Source organism: Ruegeria sp. BF12, from assembly GCF_056538705.1.
In genome coordinates this window covers 39682-61690 of the sequence record NZ_JBQFTP010000016.1, presented here as the reverse complement: position 1 = coordinate 61690, position 22009 = coordinate 39682, and the positions used below count along the sequence as shown (strand labels likewise).

At 58.4% G+C, this 22009-nt stretch carries 23 protein-coding genes; 19 read left to right on the top strand and 4 right to left on the bottom strand.

Annotated elements, in window-relative coordinates:
- Positions 1–5 precede the first annotated feature (5 nt).
- The 19 genes from ACR0J0_RS20160 (at position 6) to ACR0J0_RS20070 (ending at position 18345) form a co-directional block, all read left to right on the top strand.
- On the top strand, positions 6–848 hold the full coding sequence (locus tag ACR0J0_RS20160) for a hypothetical protein (RefSeq protein ID WP_480665802.1): 843 nt from the start codon (positions 6–8) through the stop codon (positions 846–848).
- A 140-nt stretch (positions 849–988) separates the two neighbouring features.
- Positions 989–1462 (top strand): 50S ribosomal protein L15, encoded by a 474-nt coding sequence (gene rplO, locus ACR0J0_RS20155; RefSeq protein ID WP_480665801.1) that lies wholly within the window; start codon positions 989–991, stop codon positions 1460–1462.
- Between the two features lie 109 nt (positions 1463–1571).
- A complete protein-coding gene (gene secY / locus ACR0J0_RS20150) occupies positions 1572–2936 on the top strand; it encodes a preprotein translocase subunit SecY (protein WP_480665800.1) in 1365 nt (454 codons plus the stop codon).
- A complete protein-coding gene (locus ACR0J0_RS20145; protein ID WP_155150038.1) occupies positions 2933–3508 on the top strand; it encodes an adenylate kinase in 576 nt (191 codons plus the stop codon). The genes secY and ACR0J0_RS20145 overlap by 4 nt, the downstream gene beginning before the upstream one ends.
- Before the next feature lie 201 nt (positions 3509–3709).
- Positions 3710–4078 carry a 30S ribosomal protein S13 gene (rpsM, locus tag ACR0J0_RS20140; RefSeq protein ID WP_170332212.1) on the top strand — a complete coding sequence of 123 codons (369 nt, stop codon included), beginning with the start codon at positions 3710–3712 and terminating at the stop codon, positions 4076–4078.
- 15 nt (positions 4079–4093) lie between these two features.
- Positions 4094–4483: a 30S ribosomal protein S11 gene (rpsK, locus tag ACR0J0_RS20135; protein ID WP_008757289.1), complete on the top strand. Its 390-nt coding sequence runs from the start codon at positions 4094–4096 to the stop codon at positions 4481–4483.
- A 114-nt stretch (positions 4484–4597) separates the two neighbouring features.
- A complete protein-coding gene (locus tag ACR0J0_RS20130; RefSeq protein WP_068340717.1) occupies positions 4598–5614 on the top strand; it encodes a DNA-directed RNA polymerase subunit alpha in 1017 nt (338 codons plus the stop codon).
- A 118-nt stretch (positions 5615–5732) separates the two neighbouring features.
- Entirely contained in the window at positions 5733–6155 is a 423-nt protein-coding gene (rplQ, locus tag ACR0J0_RS20125) for a 50S ribosomal protein L17 (protein ID WP_039538314.1), read from the top strand.
- A 104-nt stretch (positions 6156–6259) separates the two neighbouring features.
- Positions 6260–7369, top strand: a complete 1110-nt coding sequence (locus ACR0J0_RS20120; RefSeq protein WP_480665799.1) for a TauD/TfdA family dioxygenase — start codon at positions 6260–6262, stop codon at positions 7367–7369.
- Between the two features lie 78 nt (positions 7370–7447).
- Entirely contained in the window at positions 7448–8836 is a 1389-nt protein-coding gene (locus ACR0J0_RS20115; protein WP_480665815.1) for a trypsin-like peptidase domain-containing protein, read from the top strand.
- Between the two features lie 4 nt (positions 8837–8840).
- Positions 8841–10151: a replication-associated recombination protein A gene (locus ACR0J0_RS20110; protein WP_480665798.1), complete on the top strand. Its 1311-nt coding sequence runs from the start codon at positions 8841–8843 to the stop codon at positions 10149–10151.
- Positions 10152–10227: 76 nt separating this feature from the next.
- Positions 10228–11034 carry a crotonase/enoyl-CoA hydratase family protein gene (locus ACR0J0_RS20105; RefSeq protein ID WP_480665797.1) on the top strand — a complete coding sequence of 269 codons (807 nt, stop codon included), beginning with the start codon at positions 10228–10230 and terminating at the stop codon, positions 11032–11034.
- 107 nt (positions 11035–11141) lie between these two features.
- Positions 11142–12185 carry an RluA family pseudouridine synthase gene (locus ACR0J0_RS20100; RefSeq protein ID WP_480665796.1) on the top strand — a complete coding sequence of 348 codons (1044 nt, stop codon included), beginning with the start codon at positions 11142–11144 and terminating at the stop codon, positions 12183–12185.
- Positions 12182–12853, top strand: coding sequence for an HAD-IA family hydrolase (locus tag ACR0J0_RS20095; protein WP_480665795.1), 672 nt, complete (start codon positions 12182–12184; stop codon positions 12851–12853). Before ACR0J0_RS20100 ends, ACR0J0_RS20095 begins: the two co-directional genes overlap by 4 nt.
- Before the next feature lie 4 nt (positions 12854–12857).
- The gene (locus ACR0J0_RS20090) at positions 12858–13565 is read left to right on the top strand and encodes an ATP12 family chaperone protein (RefSeq protein WP_480665794.1); all 708 of its coding nucleotides are present in this window, start codon (positions 12858–12860) and stop codon (positions 13563–13565) included.
- A 207-nt stretch (positions 13566–13772) separates the two neighbouring features.
- Positions 13773–14789, top strand: a complete 1017-nt coding sequence (locus ACR0J0_RS20085) for an amino acid ABC transporter substrate-binding protein (RefSeq protein WP_239344774.1) — start codon at positions 13773–13775, stop codon at positions 14787–14789.
- Between the two features lie 126 nt (positions 14790–14915).
- The gene (locus tag ACR0J0_RS20080; RefSeq protein ID WP_480665793.1) at positions 14916–16184 is read left to right on the top strand and encodes an amino acid ABC transporter permease; all 1269 of its coding nucleotides are present in this window, start codon (positions 14916–14918) and stop codon (positions 16182–16184) included.
- A 1-nt stretch (position 16185) separates the two neighbouring features.
- Positions 16186–17541 (top strand): amino acid ABC transporter permease, encoded by a 1356-nt coding sequence (locus ACR0J0_RS20075; RefSeq protein WP_480665792.1) that lies wholly within the window; start codon positions 16186–16188, stop codon positions 17539–17541.
- Between the two features lie 12 nt (positions 17542–17553).
- Complete coding sequence (locus tag ACR0J0_RS20070) at positions 17554–18345, top strand: amino acid ABC transporter ATP-binding protein (RefSeq protein ID WP_302477163.1); 792 nt, start codon at positions 17554–17556, stop codon at positions 18343–18345.
- Between the two features lie 48 nt (positions 18346–18393).
- Here ACR0J0_RS20070 and ACR0J0_RS20065 read toward each other — a convergent pair whose 3' ends face one another.
- The 4 genes from ACR0J0_RS20065 to ACR0J0_RS20050 form a co-directional block, all read right to left on the bottom strand.
- On the bottom strand, positions 18394–18891 hold the full coding sequence (locus ACR0J0_RS20065) for a SixA phosphatase family protein (RefSeq protein ID WP_480665791.1): 498 nt from the start codon (positions 18889–18891) through the stop codon (positions 18394–18396).
- Complete coding sequence (locus ACR0J0_RS20060) at positions 18888–19574, bottom strand: ferredoxin (RefSeq protein WP_480665790.1); 687 nt, start codon at positions 19572–19574, stop codon at positions 18888–18890. Before ACR0J0_RS20060 ends, ACR0J0_RS20065 begins: the two co-directional genes overlap by 4 nt.
- An 18-nt stretch (positions 19575–19592) precedes the next feature.
- A complete protein-coding gene (gene argB, locus ACR0J0_RS20055) occupies positions 19593–20456 on the bottom strand; it encodes an acetylglutamate kinase (RefSeq protein WP_480665789.1) in 864 nt (287 codons plus the stop codon).
- Positions 20457–20562: 106 nt separating this feature from the next.
- Positions 20563–21966: a PepSY-associated TM helix domain-containing protein gene (locus ACR0J0_RS20050; protein ID WP_480665788.1), complete on the bottom strand. Its 1404-nt coding sequence runs from the start codon at positions 21964–21966 to the stop codon at positions 20563–20565.
- Positions 21967–22009: the final 43 nt, after the last annotated feature.

Here is a 22009-nt window from a genome sequence, read left to right as displayed (position 1 = left end):
GCGACGTGCAAGATCAACAGATCGGGATGCTTTGGGTGGATGGCCCGCTGAGCTTTCTGGAACAGCTGTGCATCAAGTCTTTTTTGGATGCTGGTCAGCTGGTTCGACTCTATACCTACGGAGATGTTACAAATATACCCGATGGCGTAGAGCGCTGCGACGCACGGGACGTTTTGCCCGACAGCGAATTCGTAACGCACGGTCGCACAGGCAGCCCCGCGCCGCATTCCGACAAGTTTCGGTATCGTATGCTGGCGGCTGAGCCGGGCCTCATTTGGGCGGACACCGACGCCTATTGTGTAAAGCCGTTCTCAACACAGAACGGTCACTACTACGGCTACCTTGAAGGTGAGGTCGCGATCGGGGTTTTGGGGTTGCCAGAGGATAGTGAAACTCTGGGGCTGCTGAATGAGTACACGAATGACCCGTTCCGTATTCCCCCGTGGTTGCCCAAGCGGCAGATGCAACCGCTGCTGGAAGCTCAGGAGGCTGGACGGCCCGTCAACGTACCGGAAACGTATTGGGGCGTTTGGGGACCAAAGGCCATTACTTGGGCGTTACATCAGACAAATGAGATCCGTTTTGCGCTGCCCGAACACGTGTTTTACCCGGTGAATTTCACGCGCCGAAGGGCTTTGGCGCGTCCAAATGTGAGTTTGTCCCGTTTCTTCAAGGAAGATACGGTTTCCATCCATTTCTATGGTCGCCGGATGCGGTCGATACTTGCCAACAGGTACGATGGAGTTCCGCATGAGGACAGCCTGATTGGGAAATTGCTGGCAAAACATGAAATAGACCCGCGAGAAGCCCCAATTTTCCCACATGGCGCTCCGGCCGCGGCGCAATAGGTCGGATATCAAAACTTGCATACCGGGTCGCAAAGCTGTATCGGGCTCCGGTGGCAACCTGTCCACGAGAATCAAAACCAAGAAATGCCGTGTTTGGCCCATCACGCTTCGGGGGTCACATCCGGCTTAGGAGAAGCGAAATGAAACTGCACGAACTGCGCGATAATCCTGGCGCCGCACCGAAACGCACCCGCGTTGGCCGTGGTCCGGGTTCCGGCAAAGGTAAAATGGGTGGCCGTGGTATCAAAGGCCAGAAATCCCGTTCGGGTGTGGCCATCAATGGCTACGAAGGCGGCCAGATGCCACTGTACCAGCGCCTGCCCAAGCGTGGCTTCAACAAGCCGAACCGCAAGGAATTCGCCGTTATCAACCTGGGCCTGATCCAGAAATTCGTCGACGCCGGCAAACTGGACACCAAAGCTGCAATCACCGAGGATGCACTGGTTGCCTCCGGTCTGGTTCGTCGCAAGCTGGACGGTGTTCGCATTCTGGCCAAAGGCGAAATCAGCGCCAAAGTGAACCTGGAAGTCACCGGCGCCTCGAAATCTGCTGTAGAAGCAGTCGAGAAAGCGGGCGGCTCACTTAAGGTCACAAAAGCTGCTGCGGCAGAGTAAGCGCTTGTGAGCGGGCAAAGACCCGCTTACATAGACCTCAGAGTTTTCCAAGACGCCGCCCGAGCCGGAAAACGGTTCCGGGCGGTGTTTTCATAAGAGAGACCGATTTATGGTATCAGCAGCAGAACAAATGGCAGCCAACACAAGCTGGTCTGCCCTTGGTAAAGCCACCGATCTGCGCAACCGCATTCTGTTCACGCTTGCATTGCTGATCGTCTATCGTCTGGGCACCTTTATTCCGGTGCCGGGGATCGACGGACAGGCACTGCGCGAGTTCATGGAGCAGGCGGGGCAAGGCATCGGCGGCATGGTTTCGATGTTCACCGGCGGGGCACTGGGGCGGATGGGTATCTTTGCCCTCGGCATCATGCCTTACATTTCGGCCTCGATCATCGTGCAGCTGCTGACATCGATGGTTCCCGCGCTCGAACAACTCAAGAAAGAGGGCGAGCAGGGGCGCAAGAAGATCAACCAGTATACCCGTTTCGGTACCGTGGCTCTGGCGACCGTGCAGGCGTACGGTCTGGCCGTTTCGCTGGAATCGGGCGATCTGGCGACCGATCCGGGCATGTTCTTCCGTATGTCCACCATGATCACTCTGGTCGGTGGTACGATGTTCCTGATGTGGCTGGGTGAGCAGATCACCGCGCGCGGCATCGGTAACGGGATCTCACTGATCATTTTCGTTGGTATCATCGCAGAAGTTCCGGCCGCTCTGGCGCAGTTCTTTGCCTCGGGTCGTTCGGGCGCAATCAGCCCCGCCGTGATCATCGGCGTGATCGTCATGGTCATCGCGGTCATCACCTTTGTGGTGTTCATGGAACGCGCTCTGCGCAAGATCCACATCCAGTACCCGCGCCGTCAGGCCGGTATGAAGGTATACGAGGGCGGCTCCAGCCACCTGCCGGTCAAAGTGAACCCGGCGGGCGTTATCCCGGCGATCTTTGCCAGCTCTTTGCTGTTGTTGCCGGTAACGATCTCGACCTTCTCGTCGGGTGCCACCAACGGTCCGATCATGTCGTGGCTGCTGGCCAACTTTGGCCCAGGACAGCCGCTGTACCTGCTGTTCTTTGCGTCGATGATCGTGTTCTTTGCGTACTTCTACACCTTCAACGTGTCGTTCAAACCGGACGACGTTGCGGACAACCTGAAAAAGCAGAACGGCTTTGTGCCGGGTATCCGCCCGGGCAAGAAAACCGCCGAGTATCTGGAATACGTGGTCAACCGCGTGCTCGTTCTAGGTTCGGCTTATCTGGCGGCTGTCTGTCTGTTGCCTGAAATTCTGCGGAACCAGTTCGCCATCCCGTTCTATTTCGGCGGCACGTCGGTTCTGATTATCGTCTCTGTGACCATGGACACGATCCAACAAGTCCAGAGCCATTTGCTGGCGCATCAATACGAAGGGCTTATCGAAAAGTCCCAACTGCGCGGTAAAAGCAAGAAACGCGGCAGGAAGGGACCCTCTCGTCGATGAACATCATTTTGTTGGGCCCCCCGGGGGCAGGTAAAGGGACGCAAGCGCAACACCTGGTCAAGACACGCGGCATGGTCCAGCTGAGCACCGGCGACATGTTGCGCGAAGCTAAGACCTCGGGCACCGATATGGGCAAGAAGGTTGCGGCTATCATGGACGCGGGCAAGCTGGTCACCGATGAGATCGTGATCGGCCTGATCGAAGAAAAGCTGATGACCGAAAAAGGCGCTGGTTTTATCTTTGACGGCTTCCCACGCACGCTGGCGCAAGCCGACGCGCTGGCGGCTCTGCTCGCCAAGTTGGGTCAGTCGTTGCACACCGTGATCGAAATGCGTGTTGATGACGAGACGCTGGTCAAGCGCATCGTCAACCGGGCCGAAGAGGCACGCGCTGCCGGTGAACCTGTTCGGGCAGACGACAATGAAGAGAGCGTTCGCATCCGCCTGATGGAGTACTACAAGAAAACCGCTCCGTTGATCGGCTACTACTACGCCAAGGGCGATTTGCGCCCGGTCAATGGCCTGGCCAGCATTGACGAAGTGACCGCTTCGATCGAGGCTGTTCTCGGCTAAATCTTAAATGGGCTTGACGGCACCGCCAAAAGCCCATATCGACCCCCATCCCTTTTGGGAATCAACTGTGCATTCGGGATTCGTCCTGTTTGTCGCAACTACCTCGTACAAATGCTGGATCCTCTGGCGTCACTGCCAAGATCAAGTGTTGTGAAAAAAGGTTCCGGAGCTACGGAACCGCAACAAAAAGGAAAGTGACACGTGGCACGTATTGCCGGCGTAAACATCCCGACTGCAAAGCGGGTACCTATCGCCCTCACATATATCACCGGTATCGGTAACACCTCGGCCAAAGCGATCTGCGAGGCCGTGGGCATTGAAGCGACCCGTCGCGTCAACGAACTGTCCGACGCCGAAGTTCTGAAAATTCGCGAATACATCGACGAAAATTTCACCGTCGAAGGTGATCTGCGTCGTGAAGTTCAGATGAATGTCAAGCGCCTGATGGACCTGGGCTGCTATCGCGGTCTGCGTCACCGCCGCAACCTGCCGGTTCGCGGTCAGCGTACCCACACCAATGCTCGTACCCGTAAAGGCCCCGCAAAGGCCATTGCTGGTAAGAAGAAATAAGGGAGGGTCTGACTGATGGCACGTGATAAGACTCGCGTTAAGCGCAAAGAGCGTAAGAACATCGCATCGGGCGTCGCCCATGTGAACTCGACCTTCAACAACACCAAGATCCTGATCTCGGACGTACAGGGCAACGCCATCTCGTGGTCGTCTGCCGGTACCATGGGCTTCAAGGGATCGCGGAAATCGACACCCTACGCCGCTCAGATGGCTGCAGAAGATGCAGGCAAAAAGGCGCAGGAACATGGCGTCAAGACGCTGGAAGTCGAAGTTCAGGGCCCCGGATCGGGCCGTGAATCGGCTCTGCGCGCGCTGGCTGCAGTGGGCTTCAACATCACGTCGATCCGCGACGTGACTCCGATCGCTCACAACGGCTGCCGTCCGCCGAAGCGTCGTCGCGTCTAAGCGATTTTGAATTGAGCTGGGGCTGTGTTTTTGCACGGCCCCAGCACGTCATTTTGAACCTCGGGCGTCTGCACCTTGTTGGTCATGGGGCGCGGACAGGAATGGAGGGATTACATGATCCATAAGAATTGGGCTGAATTGATCAAGCCGACCCAGCTGGAAGGCAAGCCGGGCAACGATCCCGCACGTCAGGCGACTCTGGTTGCCGAGCCGCTGGAGCGTGGCTTTGGTCTGACTCTGGGCAACGCGCTGCGCCGCGTTCTGATGAGCTCGCTGCAAGGCGCGGCCATCACCAGCGTTCAGATCGACAACGTCCTGCACGAGTTCTCCTCGGTTGCGGGCGTACGTGAAGACGTCACCGACATCATCCTGAACCTTAAGCAGGTTGCTTTGCGCATGGAAGTCGAAGGCCCCAAGCGCCTGTCGATCAATGCCAAAGGCCCTGCAGTTGTCACCGCTGGTGACATCAGCGAGAGCGCTGGTATCGAGGTTCTGAACCGCGATCACGTCATCTGCCACCTGGACGATGGCGCTGACCTGTTCATGGAGCTCACCGTCAACACCGGTAAGGGTTATGTCTCGGCTGAGAAGAACAAGCCGGAAGACGCACCTATCGGCCTGATCCCGATCGATGCGATCTATTCGCCCGTCAAAAAGGTTGCCTATGACGTTCAGCCGACCCGTGAAGGTCAGGTTCTGGACTATGACAAGTTGACCCTGAAGATCGACACCGACGGTTCGATCACGCCGGAAGACGCGCTGGCTTTTGCCGCACGTATTCTGCAGGATCAGCTGTCGATCTTCGTCAACTTCGACGAACCGGAATCGGCTGGCCGCCAGGACGAAGACGATGGTCTGGAGTTCAACCCGCTGCTGCTGAAGAAAGTAGACGAGCTGGAACTGTCGGTCCGTTCGGCAAACTGCCTGAAGAACGACAACATCGTTTACATCGGCGATCTGATCCAGAAAACCGAAGCCGAGATGCTGCGCACCCCGAACTTCGGCCGCAAGTCGCTGAACGAGATCAAAGAAGTGCTGTCTGGCATGGGTCTGCACCTCGGCATGGATGTCGAGGATTGGCCGCCCGACAACATCGAAGATCTGGCGAAGAAATTCGAAGACGCGTTCTAAGCGCGTCTTCACCAATGCCCGGGCTTCCGGGGACTGCATGGGCACTTCCGCCCCAAGGAGAGCCGGTGACACGCATCGCCGGCCAGACAAAGCAAAACGCGAAAGAAGGAACTAGAAAATGCGTCACGCACGTGGTTACCGCCGCCTGAACCGTACTCATGAGCACCGCAAGGCGCTGTTTGCGAACATGGCTGGCTCGCTCATCGAGCATGAGCAAATCAAAACAACTCTGCCCAAGGCAAAAGAACTGCGCCCGATCATCGAAAAGCTGGTCACTCTGGGCAAGCGCGGCGACCTGCACGCCCGTCGTCAGGCCGCAGCACAGCTGAAAGAAGACAAAGACGTCGCAAAGCTGTTCGAAGTTCTGGGCCCCCGCTACGCCGAGCGTCAGGGCGGTTATGTCCGCATCCTGAAAGCTGGCTTCCGCTATGGCGACATGGCGCCGATGGCGATCATCGAATTCGTTGATCGTGACGTAGACGCCAAAGGCGCAGCTGATAAAGCGCGCGTTGCCGCTGAAGAGGCTGCTGACGAAGAATAAGAAAGCCTGGCTTTCTAACTTGAACCCCTGCGTCCCGGACGCGGGGGTTTTTTCTTTTTTACCCCGCAGTGTCGCAATCAAAGCATTTGCGGCGGTATCCGTTGATGAAATCCAGAACGTCGCAGATCATGCTGTATGCTGAGCGTGGAGGACGGATGATGGCAATCCCAACGGAAACACCGAACGAACTGACAGGGCCGTCTGTCTGGATCGGTCAGGACATGCGCACGCGCCAGAGTGAATGGATCATCGACCTGACGGCGGACGACATCGACGACCTTGAGCAAGCCGCCCGTCATTACCTGAGCCTTGGAAGAGATATCGGTGAGATCACAAAGGCCGCTTTCCCGCTGAAACGATTTGACCAGCATCTGGCGATGCTGCGCGACAAGCTGATCAACGGGATTGGGTTCGAAGTGATCCGTGGCCTTCCGGTGCAGGATTACACGCAACAGATGGCAGCTACGATTTTCTGCGGCGTCGGTGCCCATTTGGGCTCGGCCCGGTCGCAGAACGCTCAGGGTCACATTCTGGGGCACGTTCGGGATATCGGTGCGGATGCGAACGATCCGAACACCCGGATTTATCAGACGCATGAGCGTCAAACCTTTCACACAGACAGCGCCGACATCGTCGGCCTTTTGTGCCTGCGCGAGGCCAAGGAAGGAGGGGACTCGCTGCTGGTGAGTGCAGAGACGATTTTTAACAGGATGCGGTCCGAGTGCCCGGATTTGTTGAAACTGTTGTTCGATCCGATTGCGACTGATCGACGAGGTGAAGTGCCCGACGGTATGGAACCATATATGACGATCCCGCCGTTTTCCTGGCATGATGGCAAATTGACGGTGTTTTACCAAAGGCAATATATCGACAGTGCTCAGCGTTTTCCGGACGCGATGCGGCTTACATCGGACCACGTCGAGGCGCTGGATCGCTTTGACGCGTTGGCGAATGATCCCGACCTTTGCCTGACCATGCGGCTACAACCGGGGGACATGCAATTCGTGTACAACCACTCGCAATTGCATGACCGAACCGGATTCGTGGACTGGCCGGACCCCGCTGAGCGCCGTCATTTGCTACGGCTCTGGCTTTCGCCCGAAGGGGACCGCGAATTGCCCGAAGTCTTCAGACAACGGTATGGCACAATTGAAGTAGGACAACGCGGTGGGATCATCACGGAAGGTACCCGCCTGCACGCCCCTTTAGATTGACGGCCCAACGCGCTGAGCTGATGCTTGCATTACGGCCCATGTAGACGCATATCCGATGGGCGAGTAATCGACGGATGGATCATGCGCAAAATTCTCTGTTCTCTGATGTTGGCGACGTTTGCTGTTTCAGCAAGCGCCGAAACGAAAGTTCCGACATCGCAGGCCGAAATCAGCCTGGGTTTTGCCCCTGTGGTGAAACAGGCCTCGCCGGCAGTCGTCAACATCTATGCCAAGATCGTGCGGCAGGGGCGATCCAATCCCTTCTTTTCGGATCCGTTTTTTGAAGACTTTTTCGGCCGAGGTTTTTCCGAACCGCGCCCACGGGTTCAGAACTCGCTGGGGTCTGGCGTCATCCTGTCAGCAGACGGCTATGTGGTGTCGAACTATCACGTGGTTGGAACGGCCACGGAAATCCGCGTGGTGACAACGGATCGGCGCGAATATTCGGCGCAGGTGGTTCTGGGGGATAAAGAAAGCGACATTGCCATTCTTCGTCTGGAAGAGGCCGAAGATCTGCCGCATCTGAACTTCCGCGACTCCGATCAGGTAGAGGTGGGAGAGCTGGCGCTTGCCATCGGCAACCCGTTTGGTGTGGGCCAGACTGTGTCGTCAGGTATTATTTCCGGGCTGGCACGTACAGGAACGGCCACGGGCAATGCGCGTGGGTACTTCATTCAGACTGATGCCGCGATCAACCCGGGCAACTCCGGCGGGGCATTGATCGACGTGAATGGCGATCTGATCGGGATCAACACTTCGATCCTGACGCGTTCGGGTGGTTCCAACGGCATTGGGTTCGCGATCCCGGCCAATTTGGTCGCCGAATTCCTGCGCCAGGCCAAGGCTGGCAATGACAGTTTCGTCAGCCCTTGGGCAGGCGTCGCTGGTCAGCATATGAGCGCAGACATTGCAGAATCCCTTGGGCTGGTAATTCCGATGGGTGTTGTGATCTCTGACCTGCACAGCCTGAGCCCGCTGGCTGAGGCCGGTCTGCGCGTAGGTGATGTGGTGACTCATGTGGACGGGGATGAGGTAAACTCGCCGGCCGAGATGAAGTTCCGCATGTCTGTCGCTGGTGTAGGGGGCACTTCGGTCCTGACCCGGTTGCGAGGCGAGGATAGCGCTGACGTCGAAGTCGATTTGATCCGAGCGCCGGAAACACCGCCAGCAGATGAAACCGTACTGGACGACAACACCGTGATGCCCGGTTTAAAGGTGTCCCGCGTGAACCCTGAGGTGATTACCCGGATGGGGCTGTTGCTGTCGCAAACCGGTGTCGTCGTGGTGGACGCGGGCCGGTATGGTGGTCGCTCGGGCCTGCGTGCAGGTGATGCCGTCATCAGCATCAATGGCGCGGATATTGAGCACCCCCAAGACGTCGTGGATGCGTTGACGGATCCGGGGCGCAGGCTGACTTTGGATGTGATGCGGCGCGGACAGGCCGTGTCCTTGCGGTTCCGTCTGTGACCTCGTGAGCGATCTGTTCGACACCGGGGCCACCGAGCCCGCTGCGACACCGCATCGTCCGTTGGCTGACAGGCTGCGACCGAAATCGTTGGCCGAGGTCATTGGGCAGGAACAGGTTCTTGGTCCGGACGCGCCTCTGGGGGTCATGCTGGCATCGGGCAGTTTGTCCAGTTTGGTGTTCTGGGGTCCTCCGGGTGTCGGAAAGACCACCATAGCGCGTCTTTTGGCGCAGGAAACCGACCTGCATTTCGTGCAGATCAGCGCGATCTTCACAGGTGTTCCGGACCTGAAGAAAGTATTCGAGGCCGCCAAGATACGGCGTCAGAACGGGCAGGGGACGCTGTTATTCGTGGATGAAATCCATCGTTTCAACAAAGCACAACAGGACGGGTTTCTGCCGCATATGGAAGATGGCACCATCCTGTTGGTTGGTGCGACGACCGAGAACCCGTCATTTGAACTGAATGCCGCTGTGCTCAGCCGGGCGCAGGTTCTGGTTCTGGAACGCCTCAGCCTGGCTGATTTGGAGCGTCTGACACAACGCGCTGAGAAAGAATTGGATTGCGCGTTGCCGCTGACAGGGGCAGCCCGCGAGGCCTTGCAAGAGATGGCGGATGGCGACGGGCGCGCGCTTTTGAACCTGATCGAACAGGTCGCGGCGTGGTCTGTGGATGCGCCATTAGACCCGGATGCTCTTTCAACAAGACTGATGCGGCGCGCGGCAAAGTACGACAAATCCGGAGATGAGCATTACAATCTGATCTCGGCGCTGCACAAGTCGGTGCGCGGGTCCGACGCGGACGCGGCGCTTTATTGGTTTGCACGAATGCTGACCGGCGGCGAGGACCCTCGGTATCTGGCGCGGCGGATCACGCGGATGGCGGTCGAAGATATCGGCCTCGCCGATCCGCAGGCGCAGGCGATTTGCCTGCAGTCGTGGCAGACCTATGAACGGCTTGGCAGCCCTGAAGGGGAACTGGCGTTGGCGCAGGCACTGGTGTATCTGGCTTTGGCACCGAAATCGAACGGGGCCTATGTCGGGTACAAGGCAGCCATGCGATTGGCCAAACAATCGGGTAGCGAGCCGCCTCCGAAACACATCCTGAACGCGCCGACCTCATTGATGAAGGATCAGGGATATGGTGCGGGTTATGCCTATGACCATGATGCCGAGGATGGGTTCTCGGGCCAGAACTATTTCCCCGATGGCATGGAACGCCCCGAGCTGTATCAACCGGTCGAACGCGGCTTTGAGCGTGAGTTGAAAAAGCGGCTGGACTATTTCGCCAAGCTGCGCGCACAGCGGAACAGCTAAGACGCCGCTGCGTCACAGGCGACAGAGCGCAAAAATCCAGCTTCCCTGAGATCGTGAGAGTCGAGGGAGGAAGCTCATGACCGTAACTATCGACAAAACGGATGACGTCTGGACCATCATTCACGACAGGCCAGAGGCGCGGAACGCCGTGGACAGTGATCACGCCAAGGCGCTGACCGATGCTTTTCTGGAATTCGAGCGGAGCCCGGCCAAGGTGGCCGTGTTCTGGGGAAAAGGCGGCAATTTCTGCGCCGGTTGGGACCTGAAGATGGCCGCGACCCTGTCTGACCCGGATTTGGGAGAGCCTTACTATGAAAAACATGCATTCCCGATTGGCTCTGCTCCATCGACCCTCGGTCCGATGGGGCCATCGCGTCTGGAGTTGTCCAAACCGGTGATCGGCGCAATTGAAGGTGCAGCGGTGGCAGGTGGAATGGAGCTGGCTCTTTGGTGTGACATCCGGGTAATGGCCGAAACCGCCTATCAGGGTGTCTATTGCCGCCGCTGGGGCGTTACCCTGATGGACGGAGGAACCGTGCGGCTGCCGCGATTGGTTGGGCAGGGCAAGGCGTTGGAAATTGCCCTGACGGGCCGCAAGGTCGAAGCCGAGGAATGCTATCGGATCGGGTTGGCCGAGAAGATCGTCCCGCATGGCGAAGCGCGTGCCGCGGCTGAAGCCATGGCCCATGAGATCGCCCGTTTCCCGCAAGAGGCCGTACGTGCCGACCGCCGCTCGATCATCGAGACGCGGGGAATGCCGGTGCGTGAGGCGCTGAAAGTCGAATGGGCCAACGGGTTAGAGGCGATCCGGCGCGAAGGCACGACCGGGGCAGGGCGTTTCCGCGATGGTGCAGGACGGCACGGGGATTTCTCGAACATCTGACCGGCTTGACTCTTGGCCCCTTGCACGCCACAGACGCGCATGTTTTCTAGGGCACTTACACACTGGTTTACCGGGCGGATAATCCGCGCGACGCAGGGGATATCGGCATGAGCGGCGTACAGATGATCACCGTGGCAGAAGGTGACGGCGACCAACGGCTGGATCGCTGGCTGCGCCGTCTGTTTCCACATGTCAGTCAGGGCCGGATCGAGAAGATGTGCCGCAAGGGTGAACTGCGCGTCGAAGGCGGGCGGGTCAAAGCCTCGACCCGACTTGAGGCTGGTCAGGTCGTGCGCGTACCGCCCTTGCCGGATGCCGACCACAAGCCCGCTGAAGTCAAACGGAGCATCTCGGACGCCGATGCCAAGATGATCCAGTCCTGCGTGATCTACCGCGACGATCATGTGCTGGCGCTGAACAAGCCGCATGGCCTGCCGGTTCAGGGCGGCAGCGGTCAGACCCGCCACGTGGACAGCCTGTCCGAGGCGCTGCGGTTCGGCTATGACGAAAACCCCCGCCTTGTGCACCGGCTGGACAAGGACACCTCGGGCGTTCTGCTGCTGGCCCGGACCCGTGAGGCAGCTAAGGGGCTGACGGCTGCGTTCCGTCACCGCGACACGCGCAAGATATACTGGGCTTTGGTGGCTGGCGTACCGACCCCCTATCTCGGCGAGATCAAGACCGGGCTGGTCAAGGCTCCGGGTCATGGCAAGCAAGGTGAGGGTGAAAAGATGGTCGCCGTTCACCTAAACGAGATCGACGACAATCCCGGCGCAAAACGGGCGCACACGCTCTATGCGACGCTCTACCGCGTGGCCGGGCGTGCAGCCTGGGTGGCGATGGAGCCGATCACCGGCCGCACGCACCAGCTGCGGGCACATATGGCAGCGATCGGGCATCCGATTATCGGTGACGGCAAATACGGCGGTTCGGGGCAAGAGAATCTCGGCGACGGCTGGGGCGCGCAACTGGGCGGGATCATCAGCAAAAAGCTGCACCTGCACGCGCGGCAAGCCTCGTTCCAGCACCCGGTGACGCGTAAGACCGTCACAGTCAAAGCACCTTTGCCCGAGCACATGAAGCACAGCTGGGACACGTTCGGCTGGACCGAGGATTTGGCCGCGGACGACCCGTTCGAGGAATTGCAATGAGCGCACCCTTGCGTTTGGTGTTGTTTGACGTCGACGGCACTCTGGTCGACAGTCAGGGCAGCATCGTTGCGGCCATGACCGCCAGTTTTGACGCATTGTCTTTGCAGGTTCCCAACCGCCAGGCGATTCTGTCCATCGTTGGCCTGTCTCTTCCTAATGCGATGGCGCAATTGGCACCCGACCTGTCCGGTGCTGTCCAGCAACGCCTTGTCGAAGGTTACAAGCAGGCCTACCACGCGCATCGCCTTGACCAAGGTGTTGCAAGCTCGCCGCTTTACCCCGGAGCAAGAGAGGTGATCGAAGCCCTGCACGCGATCCCCGAAGTTCTGTTGGGCGTGGCCACCGGAAAATCTCAGCGAGGGCTGGATGCCTTGATCGAAGGGCATGCTCTGGAGCGCTATTTCGTAACGCGGCAGGTTGCAGATCACCATCCCTCCAAGCCGCACCCGTCGATGATCGACACGGCGCGCGCAGAGACCGGCGTTAAGGCGGCAGATACGGCAATGATCGGCGATACCATGTTTGACATGGAAATGGCCAAGGCCGCCGGGGTTGCGGGCATTGGTGTGTCCTGGGGCTATCACGACCGATCCGCCCTGGATGGCGCAACCTGCGTAATTGAGACTTTTGACCAGCTGCCGCGCGCGCTGGATGACATCTGGACCTGAAGACATGAGCGACTGGAAGCCTAAACGATTTTGGACTGCGAGCGCCGTTGTTGAAGCGGACGACGGATACACGGTCGAACTGGACGGTCGCCGAGTGAAAACGCCTGCCAAAGCCGGGTTGATATTGCCGACACGCGCAATGGCCGAAGAGGTCGCGGCAGAGTGGGACGCACAGGAAAAAGAAGTCGACCCGACCCTGATGCCGTTCACCCGGTCTGCCAACGCAGCCATCGACAAGGTGCGTCACCAGCACGCCGAGGTTGCAGATATGCTGGCCGATTACGGCGATTCGGACTTGCTGTGTTACAGGGCGACCCACCCGCACGAGTTGCAAGAGCGGCAGGCAGATCAATGGGACCCGGTTCTGGATTGGGCGGCGGAAACCTTTGCTGTGCGCCTTGTTCCTGTGGCCGGTGTGCTGCATCAGCCGCAATCTGCGCCTGCGCTGGATACGCTTCGGCAGCGCGTTCATGAATTCAACGACTTCCAGCTTGCCGCTTTTCACGATCTCGTCAGCCTGTCCGGATCTTTGGTTCTGGGCTTTGCGTCGGCCTTGAATTGGCGCACTCCGGGTGAAATCTGGAAAATCTCAAGATTAGATGAGGATTGGCAAATCGAACAATGGGGCCACGATGACGAGGCCCACGCGGTTGCCGAAACCAAAAAAGCTGCCTTTTTACACGCTAAACGGTTCTTTGATATCTCGATTTGAGCCTATTCTGCCTGATTTTGTGTTGCAGACGAGGTCATCTCTGAATTGACTCATCGTTTTCACTGATCCGACCCTTGACGTTTGTTTATGAATGCGCCCAAACTCGTGGCCACTAAAGGGGAGACACCTTTGGGGAAACCTTTCTGGTGCCAAGGGTGCCGGACAGAGCCGTCCCGAACCGGGGCGGATAATCAGGAAGAGGTAAAAATGAAAAAATCCGTAATCTTGGGCGTGGCAACTGTCGCCGGCCTGGCTGCTGGCGCAGCGGCGGCGGGCACTGTTGATGATGTCAAGGCGCGCGGCAAACTGAACTGCGGCGTGGCGACTGGCGTACCCGGCTTTGCCAGCCCGGATGCCAATGGCGAATGGCAGGGCTTTGACGTGGCTGTCTGCCGCGCAGTAGCAGCCGCCGTTCTGGACGACCCGACCGCTGTTGAATTCATCCCGACCACCGGTAAAACACGTTTCACCGCGCTGGCTTCGGGCGAGATCGACATGCTGGCCCGTAACACCACCTGGACCTTCAGCCGCGATGTCGACCTGAAATTCGAATTCGTCGGCATCAACTACTATGATGGTCAGGGCTTCATGGTTCCGAAGGCTCTGGGCGTAAGCTCAGCCAAGGAACTGGACGGTGCGACTGTCTGCATTCAGACCGGTACCACCACCGAGCTCAACCTGGCGGACTTCTTCCGCATCAACAACATGAGCTACGAGCCGGTTCCGATCGAAACCAACGCTGAAGCGCAGCAGCAGTATCTGGCTGGTGCATGTGACGTCTACACCACTGACGCATCCGGTCTGGCCGCAACCCGCGCCACCTTCGAGAACGCAGCAGATCACGTGATCCTGCCCGAGATCATCTCGAAAGAGCCTCTGGGCCCGCTGGTTCGTCACGGTGACCACGAGTGGGGCGACGTTGTTCGCTGGACTCTGAACGCGCTGATCGCCGCTGAAGAAATGGGCGTGACCTCGGCAAACATCGACGAGATGGCTGCAGGTACCGACAACCCCGAAGTGAACCGTCTGCTGGGCAGCGAAGGCACTCTGGGTGAGATGCTTGGCCTGGACGCAACCTGGGCACAGCGCGCGATCAAAGTCGGCGGCAACTATGGTGAAGTGTTTGCCAAGAACATCGGTGAAGAAACTCCGATTGGTCTGGCACGCGGCCTGAACGCACAATGGACCGATGGTGGTCTGCTGTACGCACCGCCGTTCCGCTAAAATCCACGGAAAAGGGCGCAGGGCAACCTGCGCCCTTTTTCCATCAATAAGAAACACTCCCGGTTAGATTGAGCAAAGAACAACTTTGCCGGCAAAAAACGGGATGCACGGGGATATACATAGGTCATGACGACTCTCACTGACCCGCCGAAGGAGCAGTTCCGGCTGTCCATGCTCCTTTATGATACGCGGTACCGATCTGCGACCATTCAGGTCATAGCGATGATCGGTTTCATGCTTCTGGCAGCCTGGATTATCAACAACACCATTCAAAACCTCGAAACGCTGGGCAGAACAGTCGGATTCGACTTTTTCGCCGAACCGGCCAGTTATGACATCAACCAGCGTCTGCTGGAATACGATTCACGCGATACCCATCTGCGCGCGGCGTTCATAGGCCTGCTGAACACGCTGGTTGTCGCAGTTCTGGGCTGTATCACGGCGACAATTATCGGCGTCATGGTCGGCGTCCTGCGCCTGTCCAACAACTGGCTGATCGCCCGGATCATGACCGTCTACGTCGAGATGTTCCGTAACGTGCCGGTGCTGCTGTGGATCGTGTTCGCCATGGCCATCCTGATCGAAAGCCTGCCTGCACCGCGCGCCTTCCGGGGTGAAAACCCAGAAGCCACTATGGATCTGTTCGGCACAGTCGCTGTGACCAATCGCGGGGTCTATATCCCCGAATTCCTGTTTTCGCGTGGTTTGGGTGACATCCACCTGTTCGGCACATCAAGCCTGCGGTTCGATGTTTCGCTGGACCTCATCGCCTTCCTGATCGTGCTTGGCGGCAGCATCTTCGCAATGCGCAAAGTGTCGGCCTGGGCCAATGCGGCGCAGGAAAAGACGGGCGACCGTCCAACCATCTGGCACATCCAGTTGGGCTTGCTGTTCGTTCCGTCGATCATTCTGCTGACTGTGCTGGGCTTTCATCTAGGCTACCCCGAGTTGAAAGGCTTTAACTTCACCGGCGGCACTCATTTGCGGAACTCGCTGATTGCCCTCTGGCTGGCCCTGTCGCTGTATACAGCGGCTTTCATCGCCGAGATCGTTCGCGCTGGTATCCTGGCCATCTCGAAAGGTCAGACCGAGGCCGCATCCGCTCTGGGTCTGCGCCCGGGTCGGACCATGCGCCTTGTGATCCTGCCTCAGGCGCTGCGGGTGATCATCCCGCCGATGATCTCGAACTATCTGAACCTCACCAAGAACTCGTCGCTGGCGATTGCGGTCGGATATATGGACATCACGGGGACCCTTGGCGGCATCACCATGAACCAGACCGGCCGCGAGCTGGAATGCGTTCTGCTGCTGATGCTGGTCTATCTGACCATCTCGCTGAGCATTTCGGCGGTGATGAACTGGTACAACAACCGTGTCAAACTGGTGGAGCGGTAATATGAGTGATGTTTCATTTGTCCGCACGGAAATGTTGCCGGAACAGGCGCCACCTGCCTCAGAAGTAGGCGTACTGGGCTGGATCCGGCACAATCTGTTCTCAAGCTGGCTTAACGCGATCCTGACCGTTATCTCGCTGATCTTCATCTATTATGTGCTTTCCAACATCCTGACCTGGACGTTTGAATCCGTTTGGAACGCCAATTCACTGTCGGAATGCCGTGAGATCATGATGGCGACGTGGGGCGATACGCATGGTCATGCCTGCTGGGGAGTTATCAAGGACCGGTGGCTGCAATTGCTGTACGGTTTCTATCCGCCTTATCCGGCGCATCCGGATGCAACGTGGTCTAACCCACCCGAAACCGGCGGTTGGCCCGCATATTTCCGGCCGAACCTGACCTTCATCCTGTTGCTTGTCGCGATAGCACCCGTGCTGTTCACCAACGTACCGCGCAAATTGCTTTTTGTGACAGCGGCCTATCCGTTCCTGTTGCCTTGGCTGATGTGGGGCGGCAGCATCTGGGGACCGCTGATGGTCGCGGCTGGGCTGGCCATTGGGTTTCTTGCATACAAGTTTGTTCTCCCAGTCGCTGGTTCACTGACAGCGATCATCGTTGCGGTCGCGCTACCTATTCTTTGGTGGTTGTTTGCTTCCGGTTCGGTTGCCGACGCGATCAACTCCGTCATTCCGATCGGCATTGCCCCAGTCGAAAGCCGCGACTTTGGTGGCTTCATGCTAGCGATCCTGTTGGGTGTTGTGGCCATTGGTGTCTCGTTGCCCATCGGCATCCTTCTGGCGCTGGGTCGTCAGTCGGATCTGATGATCGTTAAGTATCTGTGCGTGGGCTTTATTGAGTTCATCCGCGGCGTGCCGCTGATCACCCTGCTGTTCGTGGCATCTCTGCTGTTGAACCTGTTCCTGCCGCCGGGCACCAATTTCGATATCATCCTGAGGGTGATGATCATGATGACCCTGTTCTCGGCGGCCTATATGGCCGAGGTGATCCGGGGTGGTCTGGCTGCACTGCCGCGCGGTCAGTACGAAGGGGCCGACAGTCTGGGCCTGAACTACTGGCAGGCGCAGCGGCTGATCATCATGCCGCAGGCTCTGAAAATCTCGATCCCGGGCATCGTGTCGACCTTTATCGGCATTTTCAAGGATACCACGCTGGTCTCGATCATCGGTCTGTTCGACGTGATCGGCCTGACAAACGGCATCCGCGCTGATACCGCGTGGAATGGCATCTACTGGGAACTGTTTGCCTTTATTGGCGTTCTGTTCTTCGTCGTCTGCTTCTCCATGTCCCGTTATTCCATGTATCTGGAGCGCAAGCTTCAGACTGGCCATCGTTAAGGAGTTCAACACATGTCTGAACTTGCAATTGAACGCGAAATCGACCGCTCCAAGATGCAGGTGAGCGACGAGGTCGCCATCGAAATCACCAACATGAATAAGTGGTACGGGTCCTTCCACGTGCTGCGCGACATCAATCTGACCGTCAATCAGGGCGAGCGGATCGTGATCGCGGGGCCTTCGGGCTCGGGCAAGTCCACCCTGATCCGCTGCCTGAACGCGCTGGAGGAACACCAGCAGGGCACGATCATCGTGGACGGGACCGAGTTGTCGAATGACCTCAAGAACATCGACAAGATCCGTTCCGAGGTTGGCATGGTGTTCCAGCACTTCAACCTGTTCCCACACCTGACCATTCTGGAGAACTGCACGCTGGCACCGATCTGGGTACGCAAGACGCCCAAGAAAGAGGCCGAGGAGCGTGCGATGCACTTCCTGGAAAAGGTGAAGATCCCCGAGCAGGCCGACAAGTATCCCGGTCAGCTTTCGGGTGGTCAGCAGCAGCGTGTGGCGATTGCCCGCTCGCTCTGCATGATGCCGCGGATCATGTTGTTCGATGAACCGACATCGGCGCTGGACCCCGAAATGATCAAAGAAGTGCTCGACACCATGATCGAGCTGGCCGAGGAAGGCATGACCATGCTCTGCGTGACCCACGAGATGGGCTTTGCCCGTCAGGTCGCCAACCGCGTGATCTTCATGGACGCCGGTCAGATCGTGGAGCAGAATGAACCGGAAGAGTTCTTCAACAACCCACAGAGCGAGCGGACCAAGTTGTTCCTCAGCCAGATTCTGGGGCACTGATCCCGATCACATGCGCAAAGAAAGGCGGGGCTTTGGCCTCGCCTTTTTCTATTCTAGCAGCTCGCGAGGAGTAACAAATCCCAGAACGTCGCCGCTGTGCCACTGAATATCTGCCCAATTATTGGTGTTGAATCGGATCACGGCCGTCGCACAGGTCGGATAGTCGCAGAAACGAGCGTGTTCTGGCGGCTTTCGGACAATTTGACTGGCAAATGCCGCAATTCCGGGGTTGTGCCCCAGCATCAAAACCGTCTGCTCAGTGGCCCCGGACAGTTCGGTCAACATGTCTACTGGGCCAGCGTGATAGAGCGTTCGGCGAAAACACACTTTGTCAGCTTGCAAACCCATGCGGTCCCAGGTTTCCAGCGTTCGGGCTGAACTTGAGCTGAGAATCTCATCCGGTAACCAGCCGTTTTCCTGCAACCACGATGCAATCGCCGGGGCAGACTTGCGTCCACGCTTGTTCAGCGGCCTGTCATGATCGGAAAGGGCTGGGCTGTCCCAGCTGGACTTTGCATGGCGGGTCAGGATCAGGGTGCGGGTCATGACGGATGAAAAGCTCTCATATGGTGGGCGGATTGCTCCGGATCCCGCCCCGCGCCAGAACTGAGGGGACAGGACAGTCGCGCCAGGCAGCCTCCGGTCATGCAGGTCTGGCCGTCGACCGTGGAAAGGTGGTCGTGGCAGGCCGCCACATCGTAGAAGTCATGGCTGTTCAGCGCGCCGACTGGGCAGGTTTGCGTACACGGGGCTGGGCAGGTGGTGCAGGGTGATACGCCCGGCGTCTCGGGCAGAGGAAACTCTTGGGCGAAGTGCAGCGCGCCTCGGAATGAGATCATCATGCCGACCTCATCCTGCACCAAAGCACCAACGGGGCTGCTGAAAGTGCGCCCTGATTTCAACGCCCAGTCGATGAATGGCACGTAGGGAGGACCACCAAATGGGAAATGGGCCTCGGCGGATAACTCTTGCGCCATTTGGCCGACCACGCGCGACGACCAACGGTCCACAGGATCGCCGGACTGCCACTCGGGCGAGGATTTCAGCGCCGACCAGAACTCCGGACCAGCCCCCAACAGAATCAACGTACCGCCGTCCAGTTGCTTGGCATCTGTGAGGCGGGGATGCAGCGCACCCATGACGATCAGACCGGCCGCTTTTGCCGCCTGTTCGACCAGATCATAGGTTATAACCACAGTGTCAGAGGAGAGTGGGGCGCGATCTATCATGTCTCCTCCACCACTGAATCAATCCGGTCGGATCAGTGATCCGGCACCGTGTTCTGTGTAAAGCTCAAGCAAGACCGCATTCGGCGCGCGCCCGTCCAGGATGACAACCGCGCGAACACCGCTGTGAAGCGCGTCCAGCGCTGTTTCGGTCTTGGGGATCATGCCGCCTGCAATCGTACCGTCCAGCGTCATCTCGCGGATCTGACCAGCCTTCAATTCGGTCACAACGTCCCCAGCGGCATTCTTAACGCCCGAGACATCCGTGAGCAGCAGAAGGCGATCGGCCTTCAGCGCAGAGGCGATGGCCCCTGCCGCGGTGTCGCCATTCACGTTGAAGGTTTCTCCGTTGCGACCTGCGCCCAGCGGGGCGATGACCGGGATCACATCGTGTGCAAACAGGTCATGCAGGATTTTCGGGTTCATCTCTGCCGGGCTTCCAACGAAGCCCAGAGACTCGTCCGTCTGATCACAGAGCATCAACTGCGCATCCTTGCCCGACAAGCCAACGGCCATGCCACCCTGATCGTTGATCGCCTGAACAATACGTTTGTTCACCAGACCCGACAGCACCATCTCAACCACTTCTACGGTGGCTTTGTCGGTGACGCGCTTGCCGTTCACAAACTCGGACTGGATATCCAGTTTGTCCAGCATCGCGTTGATCATGGGCCCGCCGCCGTGAACGATCACCGGGTTCACACCGACCTGACGCATCAGGACGACGTCGCGCGCAAAGCTTTCCATCGCCTCGTCGCTGCCCATGGCGTGGCCGCCGAGTTTGATGACGACAATTGCGCCGTCATAGCGTTGCAGATAGGGCAATGCGCTGTTCAGCGTTGCGGCGGTGGCGATCCAGTCCCGGTTCATATCTCTTGTCTTCATGGCTGCAGTCCCTCTGGGAACCCGTGTTAGGAGTTTTGTGCAGCTCTGCCAAGACCGGATCGCGTGTAGGGCCGCGCCGGGTGGTCCGGAGCGGCCTGTTTTTAGATCAGCTCATCGCGCGTTTCATGGCCGGGATGTTGCTGACCAGCAGAAGGTCAAAGGCCAGCACGACCAGCAGCGTCAAACCCACCAGCGGGAAGGCCATCGCGGTGAACAGGCCGATCAGGACAGCCCCTTTCCACAATGGCAGTTCCGCAGGCATCGGCGGCGCGGCCAGACGCCCGGCACGCTGCGGCCGACGCTTGATCCACATCACAACGCCAGAGACGCAGACAAAGATGACCGACAGGCAGAACACCACGTTCAGGATGAAGTTCCACGTGCCCATCAGACCCATGTGAAACGGGATACCAACCGCCATGGATTTGCCCATAAGCGAGTAATCCTCATAACGGACATCCGCTAGAATCCTGCCAGTGTACTGATCCACGTGAACAGTGCGGTCATTCACCGGATCGGTCGAATCGCTGCTCATACTGTCCCGGTTCAGGGTCCAGACACCGTCCTCACCACCGGGATAGGCCACACGGAACCGTCCTGTCATGTCCAGCGCGGTGCCAAGCGCCACCAGCGCGTCAATATCGACCGTTGAGCCTTGTGGTACTCCATCGATCCCGGCGCCGGAGCCCGAGGCAGGCATTGGTGTCTGCTCCAGCGCCCAAGGGACGTCGTTCTGGTGCCCGTGGTTCATACTGGCGTGGATATCATCGGACAACGGGACATTGTCCCATTTCTCGGCCGGGAAACTGCTCCAAGGCTGGACGATCATTCCACCCCAAACACCGGCCCAAGAAAGGCCTGAGATCAGGAAGACCACCAACAGCCCGGACATCCAGAATCCGACAACAGCGTGCAGCGACTTCCACATTGCGCGACCGCGTGCGCGCATATTTGGCACCAGCGCTGCCATAGTGTTTCCGCGCGGCCACCACATGTACAGCCCGGTAAAGACCAGCAGCAGGCTGAGCCCCGCCGCGATTTCAAGAATACGGTCTCCGGTCGTGCCGATCATCAATGTGGAGTGGATGTTGTCGGCCAGATCGTACCAGCCCGCGCGGCGATCCCATACGTCAAGAACTTCTCCGGCATAAGGGTCGACGGCCACAAGGCGCTGACCCACTTCGGTTTTGATGCGGAAGACGGTTGCCAGATCGGCGGCTTTGGGGCCGATCCATTCCACGACCGTACCGGGCACCTGTTCAAGGGCGACCTCGGCCTGTTGGGACACAGGGAGCGCGTGCCCCTGAATGGTCACCCCGATTTTCTCTCCGTCGCGTCCGTCAAGCTGAGTGATGAACATCATCATCATCCCGGTGACGGCCAGAATGATTAGGAATGGGATGACGAAGATCCCCGCGTAGAAGTGCCACCGCCAGGCGGCAAAGTAGAATTTTTGCGCAGCAGTAGTCTGCGCCGGGGTATCCCCCAGGTTTTGGCTATTCATTGCCATGATAGTCTCCGGATTCGCTAATTGCCCTACGCAGTGCCTGCGT